6 protein-coding genes and 1 pseudogene are annotated in these 7,198 nt (G+C 45.4%); 5 read left to right on the top strand and 2 right to left on the bottom strand.

All coding sequences use genetic code 11. The features are described from left to right. Together ACLR2L_RS17430 and rmf are read left to right on the top strand one after the other, a co-directional pair. Window positions 1-1,325: DUF3466 family protein (locus ACLR2L_RS17430; protein WP_413369925.1), on the top strand; the 1,325-nt coding region annotated here is incomplete at its 5' end. A 354-nt stretch (window positions 1,326-1,679) separates the two neighbouring features. Next, window positions 1,680-1,853: pseudogene (rmf, locus tag ACLR2L_RS17425) on the top strand (ribosome modulation factor); the annotation flags it as partial. A gap of 62 nt (window positions 1,854-1,915) precedes the next feature. Here rmf and fabA read toward each other — a convergent pair. Continuing rightward, window positions 1,916-2,434, bottom strand: a complete 519-nt coding sequence (gene fabA, locus ACLR2L_RS17420) for a 3-hydroxyacyl-[acyl-carrier-protein] dehydratase FabA (protein ID WP_140957455.1) — start codon at window positions 2,432-2,434, stop codon at window positions 1,916-1,918. Between the two features lie 189 nt (window positions 2,435-2,623). Here fabA and ACLR2L_RS17415 point away from each other — a divergent pair, with 189 nt between their 5' ends. Then, window positions 2,624-2,881 (top strand): hypothetical protein, encoded by a 258-nt coding sequence (locus tag ACLR2L_RS17415; protein WP_140957453.1) that lies wholly within the window; start codon window positions 2,624-2,626, stop codon window positions 2,879-2,881. Window positions 2,882-2,889: 8 nt separating this feature from the next. Here the strand turns inward: ACLR2L_RS17415 and ACLR2L_RS17410 are convergent, their stop codons facing one another. Then, window positions 2,890-4,173, bottom strand: a complete 1,284-nt coding sequence (locus tag ACLR2L_RS17410) for a DASH family cryptochrome (RefSeq protein ID WP_413369922.1) — start codon at window positions 4,171-4,173, stop codon at window positions 2,890-2,892. A gap of 151 nt (window positions 4,174-4,324) precedes the next feature. On the opposite strand from ACLR2L_RS17410, the gene ACLR2L_RS17405 reads away from it, so the two are divergent. Continuing rightward, window positions 4,325-5,752, top strand: a complete 1,428-nt coding sequence (locus ACLR2L_RS17405; RefSeq protein ID WP_413369920.1) for a cryptochrome/photolyase family protein — start codon at window positions 4,325-4,327, stop codon at window positions 5,750-5,752. Continuing rightward, the coding region (locus ACLR2L_RS17400) for a cryptochrome/photolyase family protein (protein WP_413369919.1) at window positions 5,753-7,198 on the top strand (1,446 nt) is incomplete at its 3' end. It lies immediately after the preceding gene.

The following is a 7,198-nucleotide window of genomic DNA, read 5'->3' as shown; positions in this document are numbered from 1 at the left end:
ATTTGATCCCTGGTTTTGACGTCATCAAAGAAGAATTCGAGGATTACAGCCGTAGCGCCTTCACTAAAGTACGTGATTCATTTGGCGGTGATTATTTTGTTGGTACTGCCAATGGTGCGTTCTTTGAAGTCGATTACACCACTGATGACGGCGATGATTTGACTTACATCGTGAACGATATGCCAATTCAGCCTTTTGTGCAGGTTAATGGTATTTCTAAAGTGCTTACGCCAGCAGAAGATGAACCATTAGGTGGCTATGGTGAAGCGTTTGCTATAAACAGCCAACTGCAGGTTGCCGGATACAGCAGCGCGGCATTTACTGATACATATATTGACGCGGCAGAAAACTGTGAAGATGACGAAACCCGCGGTTCGACGCCCATTGAGCTATGCCGCTACAACCTGATTGCCAGCGAAAGTACCTTGTTGTCAGCCGGTTATCGTCGCGCGACAATCTGGAATTTGGATTCTCAGGGCAACGTAGTCAATACCACAGCTTATGGTATGGTTTTTACCCCGGAAGAAACCAGTAACTTATTGAGTTACTACAGCAAGGCATTCGATATTAACGACAACGGCGTTGCAGTGGGTGAGTCGTCAACGGGTGAAACGGTTATTTATACATTACCAGGCAGCAATGCTGGACGTTATAGTGTTATCGTGGCTACCGCCTTTGTTGACGGTGAAGTTGTTGAGCTGTTACCTCGTGACGAGAACCTGAAAAGTACCGCTACCGCCATTAACAACGATGACTGGGTAGTAGGGAATGTATTGCGTGAAAGCAATGGTGTAGCCCGCGAGCAGATGTTTATTTATAACGTTGAAAGCGGCGAAGCCATTTACCCTGATGGATTTTTTGCCACTGCAGCGGTAAATCCACGTGCCATTAACAACAACGGTATCATTGTGGGTGAGGGCGAGTACGATTCCAGTGTGCAAACTGATCGCCAGTTACGCGCTTTTATGTACGACATCAATGTTGGTGAGTTCATTGATTTGAACACGCTGCTTACTTGCGAACAACAAGCGCAATATACGCTGGTTACGGCCAACGACATTAACGACAACAATGAAATTGTTGCCAATGCCATGTACAAGAGCCCGCAGGTGTATATTACCGGTGAAGAAGTGCTAACCGATAGTGGTGACACTAACGATATCACCCGGGTGATTGCGGTTAAATTGAGTCCAACCGGCGTAAACGACATCGAACAATGCGATAGCGATGAAGATGAAAACTACGAACGAAAAGGCGCATCACTGCCATTATACGGTTTACTCGTATTAGGCGTGTTAGCTATTTTCCGCCGGAAATTCCGTTAGGATATTTCGTTTAGCTCGCATAATAAATACCTCGCAATAGCGGGGTATTTTTCTATTAGGCAGTATAAAAGTTTGTCTTAATAGCTTAATAATTAAGAAGCGCTATGCTTATAGCGTTTACTTTTAAAACCTGAAACAATTATGCAAAAAAAATGTAATATAAAAACCGAAAGTCTTTCATTAACTTAGAATTTGTCAATAGCAAAAAAAAATAAAGATTCTTGAACCACCTGGCTACATGCACTATCTAAGTAGAGGTGAACAAATTAATTGCCACGTCTGCATTGACTAAAGATTTGAGTCGTTGGCCGAATGCGTTCACTGGTTCAATCCAATTAAAGAGGCTATTCAAGGAAAAGACAGAAAAGAGATAAACTGACTCGCGCCCATGCAAAAGGTTATCATGCTGGAATTAGCGGTCGCTCTAAAGAACTATGTCCGTTTCAGGCGAGTGATGCTCGTTCAGAGTGGTTAGGTGGGTGGAGAGAGGCCATGGAAGACCGTCAGTTAGGAATGACGGTTCGTTAACATCTCTTTAGTCAAAAGCCCCAGCAAGGGGCTTTTTTACAGGATGTATTCAGACAGTTGGCTTAGAAAGAACTGGTATCCTGGAACAGACCCACTTTCAAATCTTTCGCTGCGTAAATTTCACGCCCATCCACTTCTACTACGCCATCAGCCAAACCCATAAACAAACGGCGTTTAACTACGCGCTTCATTTGAATCTTATAGGTTACTTTCTTTGCTGTCGGTAGAATTTGTCCGGTAAATTTTACTTCACCCACGCCTAATGCACGGCCTTTGCCCGGACCACCGCTCCATCCAAGGAAGAAACCAACTAATTGCCACATTGCGTCTAATCCTAAACATCCTGGCATAACTGGATCGCCAGGGAAGTGACAATCGAAAAACCAAAGATCGGGTGTAATATCCAGTTCTGCAATAATTTGACCCTTTCCAAATTCACCGCCTTCTTCAGCGATAAGGTTAATACGGTCCATCATCAGCATATTAGGAGCCGGTAACTGGCTGTTACCCGGGCCAAACATCTCACCACGACTACAGGCTAGCAGGTCCTCTCTGGTGAAACTTGATTTATTAGTTGTCATTGTTTTCCCATCGAAATAAAAATTCCCGTGTAATTTAGCGAACACTTGTAAGCTAAACAACTCTGAACAGTAATTTTTTTGCATTATCCCGCCGTGCTACAATGAAAACATAGCAAAACGGATGTGTTGCGTACGTCTTCGTTCTTACGCAGCACGGTTTCTATTTTCCATTAAGTGTATAGTGAATTCATGACACAGCCTAAAAATAATCCGCGGGTAAATGCAGACAAACAAAAGCGATTCCGCGATCGCCAAAAAGAAGCAGGCAAGAAACAGGTGAGAGGCTATGTTAGCCCGGAGGCATTGAGTTGTTACGACGAGATCCAGCAAAAAACTGGTTGGAGTGATAGTGAAATATTGTCTAACTCCATTAGGCTGATGTTTGCGGCCTATAAATGTGGTCAGATTAAATTACTAAATGAATGGCTTAAAGATCACAAAAGATAAGCGTTTTATCAGGAAGCATTACGTTCGCCCCATAATCGAAGGAATTGCCTACTGGGATCATACATTTGTGCTTGTTTGGCCAGATTGAACTGACGTTGTCCTCGAGGGTCGCTGCCGACCCCAGCAAGGTATTGCCAATTTCCCCAGTTAGCGCCTACATCATAATCAACGAGTTGTTGCTCAAAATAGGCTGCACCAAAGCGCCAATCTTGTGCCAGTTCATTCACAAAATAGCTCGCTACCCATTGACGACCGCGATTTGAGAGGTAGCCGGTGGCATTGAGTTGCCGCAAACAGGCGTTTACATAAGCGTTGTCGGTTTGGCCTGCTTGCCACTGCTTGATGATATCTGTGTTGCATGCTGAGTGGGAGATAGTGTTTTTAATGCCAGTTTGACTAAACCATTTACTACCGTGTTTGGCCTGCTGCCAATAGAAGAACTCCCGCCAGAGAAGTTCAAAGTAAAGCCAGTACGTAGAGTCATTTTCAGTGCGTTCACGCTCGTAACGCTTGAGTTCCTGATATACCCGGCGCGGGGACACACACCCATTGGCCAGCCAGGCTGACAATTTACTTGAGTAGTCCCAACCATCCAGTCCGTTACGGGATTCCTTGTAGGTTGCAACTAAGTCGCTGTCGAACAGGTAGTATTGCAATTGTTTAAGCGCTGCGTTTTCTCCGCCCTGAAAAGCGGATATGGCGCCATGGTGTAACGGTAATGTCTGCCAATCTGTCTGCGCTATTGCCGGAGGCGGTGGAAAGCCATAATGTGCGGGTACACACGGCTCGGGCATTACCCGTTGCTCTACCTGCTTTCTGAACGGGGTGAATCCATCAGGCATGTTATCAAGTGAAAATGGCAGTGAATCGGGCGTAAATAAACTCGCGTTATGGCTGCTTACAATGGTGAGAGAGTCAAACTTTCTCACTACGCTGTTTATCTGCTGGCGTTCGTAAAAGCCCTGATGGTTACCAAAGCCAAAAATTGAGATGTTATGCTCGCGAATCATAGAGCAAACCGTTTCTACCGGGTCGCCCACCACTACATGCAGTGTTTGATTATTTGCTTTTAAGTTGTCGTTAAGAGTTACCAGCGATTCATACAAAAATTGCTGACGGTGGGCTCCCATTGCAACCAGTTCAAACTGGTTGGTTTTAAACCATTTAGGATCAATAACATACAATAGAATGAGGGCATCGCATTGCTGAGCTGTTTTAGCAAGCGAAGGCTGGTCGTGAAGTCTTAAATCATGTCTGAACCAGTAAAGGCCAGTCGTACTGTGTGTTTTCATGCCATTATTACGATGTACTGATGTATTCGGATTCACAACGCGTGCGAAATTCAAAAAAATATACATCCAGAAACACAGTATTTATTCAGGAGAGGCGATCGTTTTGTCCTGAATTACGTAGTAATGCTCAAATATCAAAGAAGGATAACCCGTGACTCAACCGGTAAATTTGGTTTGGTTCAGACAAGATTTGCGAATAAAAGACAATCCGGCACTTCAGGCAGCGGTTGACGCAGGTGCTATTGTCCCGGTGTTTATTAAAGACATCACCATTCATACCGACGAACAGCCCGGAGGGGCGGCAAACTGGTGGTTGCATCACTCACTCAATGCGTTGAACAATAAGCTTAATGGGCATCTTCAGGTGTTTGAGGGCGATCCTCGCACTATACTTCCTGAATTGGTCTCAGCTTTTAACGCAAAAGCGGTATTCTGGAACCGATGTTACGAGCCGGCTGCCATTGAACGCGACACCGTTATCAAGCACGCGTTAAAAGAGGCCGGTTGTGTGGTGTCTAGCTTTAATGCGAGCTTGTTGTGGGAGCCCATGAGTATTCGCAAGCAAGACGGTGGTGTATACAAAGTCTTTACCCCTTATTACCGCAAAGGTTGTTTACAGGCAACCAGCCCTCGTTATCCTATCGCCGCACCAGAGACAATCAACTTCGCAAACGTGAGTAGCATTGGGCTTGCTATTGATTCACTTAATTTATTGCCCACCCTCGATTGGGCCAGTGAGTTTTATGATCACTGGCAACCAGGGGAAGAAGGGGCGGCGGCTCAGTTAAGTGAATTCATCAGCAATGCCGCTAAAGGCTATGAAGACCAACGAAATATTCCGTCTGTTAAAGGCACATCCCATTTGTCGCCGCATCTGCACTTCGGCGAGATTTCTCCCAATCAGGTTTGGTATGCCCTGAACGACGCTTTTAACCAGCCTGACAACACACACCTTGATTGTTTTTTAAGTGAATTAGGCTGGCGGGAATTTAGCTACTACCTGTTGTATCACTTTCCAACCCTGCCAACTGACAATTTTAATCCGCAGTTTAATCATTTCAGATGGCGCGATGATGAAACGGGGTTTAAGGCATGGTCTAAAGGCCAAACGGGTATCCCCATTGTTGATGCTGGTATGCGTGAATTATGGCAAACCGGTTACATGCATAATCGTGTCCGCATGATAGTGGGTTCCTTTCTGGTGAAGAATCTATTGATAGACTGGCGTAAAGGCGAGCGTTGGTTCTGGGATTGCTTACTGGATGCAGACCGGGCAAGTAATGCTGCCAGTTGGCAGTGGGTAGCGGGCTCAGGCGCCGATGCTGCGCCGTATTTCAGGATCTTTAACCCGGTATTACAGGGTGAAAAATTTGATAAGCAAGGGGAATACGTAAAGAAATACTGCCCTGAACTGGCAAAAATACCTGATAAATATATACATAAACCCTGGGAAGCACCACCCAACATTATGGCGTATGCCGGTGTGATACTTGGCAAAAATTATCCCAAACCCATAGTGGATTTAAAAGCGAGCAGGCAACGGGCACTCGATGCTTTTGCCGATACAAAAGGTAAATAAATGGCTGGTGTACTCAGACTGGTGTTGGGCGATCAGTTAAGCCACAACATATCAAGTCTCACTGACTGCGATAAACAAAACGATGTGATATTGATAGCGGAAGTGCGCGAAGAAGCCACTTATGTAAAACATCACAAAAAGAAAATCGTATTGATTTTTTCAGCCATGCGACATTTTGCCGCTGAACTCACAGAGGCCGGTTATACCGTAGCGTATCGTTATTACGACGACCCGGATAATCAGGGCTCGCTGCTAGACGAAGTAAAGTGTGCACTACGCCGCTTTGATTGTTCTTCTGTGGTGGTTACCTTTCCCGGTGAATACCGTTTACTAAAGAGTATGCAGCAATGGCAGCAAGTGCTGGGTGTGCTGGTTGACATACGCCCAGACAACCGATTTATATCAACACCTGAGCAATTCAGTGACTGGGCCGACGGCAGAAAGCAGTGGCGCATGGAGTATTTTTACCGGGAAATGCGCAAACAAACTGGTTTGTTAATGGAAGGCAGTCAGCCCATTGGCGGTAAGTGGAACTTCGACCATGACAACAGAAAATCCATGCCATCGGATATACGTCCCCCCAAACCCTATACCGTTGCGCCTGATAACATCACCCAGTCTGTAATTTCACTGGTTGAAGATGTATTCAACGACCATATGGGCAGCGCCAAAGACTTTTGCTATGCAGTAACACGTGAGCAAGCAATGGAAGTCGCGAAACAATTTATTGAGCAGCGTTTACCGTCATTTGGCGATTATCAGGATGCCATGCGGGAAGGTGACGTTTGGCTGTTTCATTCGCATCTATCGTTTTATTTGAACTGCGGTTTGCTGTTACCGTTGGAGGTAATGCAAATGGCAGAACAGGCCTACTTCAACAACGCCGCACCGCTAAATGCAGTTGAAGGCTTTATCAGGCAAATACTGGGCTGGCGGGAATACGTAAGGGGATTTTACTGGCATTGCATGCCTGCATTAAAACACGACAACTTTTTTGAGCACAGCAGGGCATTGCCGGACTTTTACTGGACTGCGCACACCAATATGAACTGTATGCGCCAGTGTATTGGTGATACCAAAAAACATGCTTACGCTCATCACATTCAGCGTTTAATGGTTATTGGTAATTTCAGTCTGCTCGCGGGTTTGGATCCTGTTGCAGTAAATGAATGGTACTTGTTGGTGTATGCCGATGCTTATGAATGGGTGGAAATGCCCAACGTCAGCGGCATGATACTGTTCGCAGATGGCGGAAAACTGGCCAGTAAACCCTATATTGCCAGCGGGCAATACATCAACCGGATGTCTGATTATTGTAAAAATTGTGGCTATGCGGTGTCTAAAAAGACCGGAGCGAAGGCCTGCCCATTTAACTATTTATACTGGGATTTTCTGATTAAGCATCAGCACACACTGTCTAAGAATCCGCGCATGGCCTTAATCTAT

The organism is Alteromonas sp. AMM-1 (assembly GCF_047290655.1).
In the GTDB taxonomy this organism is placed as follows: domain Bacteria; phylum Pseudomonadota; class Gammaproteobacteria; order Enterobacterales; family Alteromonadaceae; genus Alteromonas; species Alteromonas mangrovi.
The sequence above is the reverse complement of the archived record's forward strand: the minus strand, read 5'-3'. Positions and strand labels throughout refer to the sequence as shown.